The organism is uncultured Psychrobacillus sp. (genome assembly GCF_938022135.1).
GTDB lineage: Bacteria > Bacillota > Bacilli > Bacillales_A > Planococcaceae > Psychrobacillus.
Genome location: NZ_CALIED010000073.1, coordinates 1 through 3014, shown reverse-complemented (window position 1 = coordinate 3014; position 3014 = coordinate 1). Strand labels below are relative to the sequence as shown.

The 3014-nt window shown below is 35.3% G+C and carries 3 protein-coding genes; 1 reads left to right on the top strand and 2 read right to left on the bottom strand.

Translation table 11 applies throughout. The features are described from left to right. Together Q0371_RS14895 and Q0371_RS14890 are read right to left on the bottom strand one after the other, a co-directional pair. The coding region (locus Q0371_RS14895) for a transposase (protein ID WP_298472362.1) at positions 1–280 on the bottom strand (280 nt) is incomplete at its 3' end. Positions 281–852: 572 nt separating this feature from the next. Continuing rightward, positions 853–2049 carry an IS110 family transposase gene (locus tag Q0371_RS14890; protein ID WP_298472360.1) on the bottom strand — a complete coding sequence of 399 codons (1197 nt, stop codon included), beginning with the start codon at positions 2047–2049 and terminating at the stop codon, positions 853–855. Between the two features lie 375 nt (positions 2050–2424). Here Q0371_RS14890 and Q0371_RS14885 point away from each other — a divergent pair. Then, positions 2425–3014 (top strand): 2OG-Fe(II) oxygenase (locus Q0371_RS14885; protein ID WP_298472358.1); only part of this gene is annotated, 590 nt, incomplete at its 3' end.

Here is a 3014-nt window from a genome sequence, read left to right as displayed (position 1 = left end):
CTAAGAACCAACGGTAAGCCATATTTGTTTCAACTTCTTCAATCGTTTTACGCATGGAACGAATACCGAAGGTATATTGAATGAAAGTCAGTTTAACTAAAATAACTGGATCAATACTTGGGCGTCCTACCTCTGAATACATATCTTTCACCAAGTCATAAATGAAAGTGAAGTCAATGGCAGCCTCCATTTTACGAACCAAATGGTTCGGTGGCACCAGTTGATCTAAAGTAATCATTTCAAGTTGATCTCGTTGAATAGAATCATGTTTAGATAGCAATCTTAATCAACTCAAGTTTTAATTCTTCTATTTGAAAACAAAAAAGACTGACTATAAATAGTCAGTCTAAAGGTGACGTCAGGTGCTTCCTCACGTCTTATATATATTATGCATGTGTTTGGACAAGCGTTACTCTATCTATTAATTTATGACTAGGACAATTTTTTTCTTAGTCAAACACCTCATCCTTTATGCTAATATATCGTCTGTCACTTGGTAAGTCGAGGTATTGACAAGGTTGTGTTCAATGTTATTAAAATTACACATTAAACAGCAAGGTCCTTATCCAATGTTTAGTAAGTCACCAAAGCTGATTAGTTAATATTCTTCTTTAATCAAGGAGATTCACCAGAAAAAAACTACTTTAGTGAAGAAAGTAGTTAAAAGTCGATCTCCTCTACGTTTAGGAATCGACTTTTTTTACTTTTTCTTAATGAACTAAACCAGCTAATAGGATGTCAATATCTTTCTCTAAAATTTTCATTTCCCTTATGATATACTATTTTTGGCCATGCCAAATAACCCTCCAAAACCCTTTTGGAAGGATTTTCTCTGCTTCACAAAACCGTTAATTAGGCTAAATCTAGGAACGTTTCTTTTCTCTTTAATAAAGCATAAATCCAATGAAGCAACTTATTAATACAAGCAACAATCGCCACCTTAGCCGGCTTTCCTTCTGCTTTTTTCTTATCATAGAATTCTTTTAGCTTTTTATTTCTTGAACTTCTTATGCCGCATAGTACGGCAAGATACAGAGAATGACGTAGTCTGCTCGAACCTCTTTTAGTCATACGATTAATGGTTGCCGTAAACTTACCCGATGAGTGAACACTTGGATCTACTCCAGCGAAGGCAACTAGTTTTTTTGGGTGATTAAACCGATCAATTTCACCAATTTCAGAGATAATCGTGGCTGCGATTTTTTCTCCTATACCGGGAATCGATTGGATGATCTTATATTCTTCCATTTCATTTGCCAGGGCCACTATACGATCTTCCAAATCAGAAAGGTGTCCCTGGTAATGAAAAAGCAACTCAATATACATACGAAGATTAATTACGTGACTTTGATACACGTTTTTTTGGAATGGATTTCGAGAGGCAGAGTCTATTATTTTTTTGGCTTTTTCTGATGCCCATTGACCCGACCGGCTAGAACAGTACTCTCTAACACTCTCTGCTAGTTTACTTTCCCCGGCTGATAATACGGCCTCTGATGTGGGATACTCCTTTAACATCAATAATGAAACCCTTGAAAACAAATCGCCAAAAACCTTTCGGTATTCAGGAAACACTTGATCTAAAATGGTGTGAAACTGAAGTTTAATTTCCACATACATATTCGTTACGATTTCCTGTTGTCTTGACAAATTCCGAAGGTCTAAAAGCTGAATTCCTCTAATTTTATGAGGTTCACCTTTATAATACAGCACACACAACTGATACGCATCGATTGCGTCTGTTTTTACTTTTCGTAAACTGGTCTTCTTTGCCTGATAAGAAATAATGGGATTTAGTAAGATATATAGAATCCCTTGTTCCTCCAAGTATTGAATAACAGGGGTATGGTAATGCCCTGTAGATTCTAAAATGACCATAGGCATCTGCCCTGTCACCTCTTCAATCTCATTTAAAAAGTCAAAAAAATGATCTAATTCCTCTTTGATATGCTTCATTGAAAAGCTCTTCCCATACGGTTTAGATTGATCTAAAAATGCCTGAACTTGGCTCTCTCCTTTTGCCACATCCAGACCAACAACTGGATTCATTGTTTTTCCCTCCTCTACTTACTAACCAGTACCCCTAGTCCTCCATGTAGTGTCATAGCTTCGCTTGTTATACGAGATCTACGTCCCAACCAGCCTCAAACATGTTTCTACAAGTAGGGGGTGGACAGTTTAGTTCACGGGATCATTGTCCCACGCACCCGTACGTCCTACCCTGGCTACTGATATAATAGAATCTATTAAAAAAGGTCAACCAGTAATTTTTACTGGTCGACCATATAATACGACGCACCCGTTAGTTGAATAAGAAACAGTTATATAAGGAGGTTCATGATATAATTATCATAGATAATCTCTGACAGAAACAAAACAAATTAATCATTCTGAAAATTAAATCTTTTGAGGAGTCGATGAAAGTTGACAATTGATAGTAAAAAATCAATTAGTAAAGAACAAACTATTTTTAATCATATTGGAAATAAAATCAAAACGGAAGACAGAGAAATTAATGTGATTGCTAAATTAGAAGAACCTCTAATTGTAGTTTTAGGAAATGTTTTGAGTGACGAAGAATGTGACGAACTAATTAGATTGTCAAAAGACAAAATGCATCGTTCTAAAATTGGAGTTACACACGAAGTAAATGAGATAAGAACAAGTAGTAGTATGTATTTTCAAGATAATGAAAATGACATCATTACCAAAATTGAAAAAAGAGTATCATCTATTATGAATATACCAATTGAACATGGGGATGGTATTCAAATTCTTAAATATACTCCTGGTCAAGAGTATAAAGCTCATTTTGATTTTTTTACATCTTCAAGTAAAGCAACAAAAAATAATAGAATTAGCACAATCATCATGTACTTAAATGATGTGGAGCATGGAGGGGAAACTTTTTTTCCTAAACTGAATTTTTCAGTGTCCCCGCGAAAGGGGATGGCTGTGTATTTCGAATATTTCTATACCGATAAAAACGTAAACGAACTAACATTACATGGTGG